This is a genomic window from Oleiphilus sp. HI0067, assembly GCF_001635735.1.
The window spans coordinates 1-243 of the sequence record NZ_LWFI01000650.1 but is presented as its reverse complement, the minus strand read 5'-3'; the positions used below and the strand labels follow the sequence as shown (position 1 = coordinate 243).

Here is a 243-nt window from a genome sequence, read left to right as displayed (position 1 = left end):
GAAACAGGAATATCATTCACTGGTTCAAATGTACTTGGAGCCCCTGCAAATAATTCATAACCGAAAGGTACTAATTTGCCTGCTTGATATCGTGCACTGGATTCTTCTTCTGGCACATCTCCTCGAGGCAAGGCTTGTTCACTTGGGTCTTGAGACTGCCCACTTCGAGTGAGTACAGAAACTTGCTGTTTAGTTTGTTCTTCTTGAAGACCACTACCACTCGTGCCACCGCCAAATTGGCTT

The 243-nt window shown here is 45.3% G+C and carries 1 protein-coding gene; it reads right to left on the bottom strand.

All coding sequences use genetic code 11. From position 1 onward, the window contains the following. Window positions 1-243, bottom strand: a 243-nt coding sequence (locus A3739_RS29610; RefSeq protein WP_197472159.1) for a hypothetical protein, incomplete at both ends; no start/stop codon positions are given.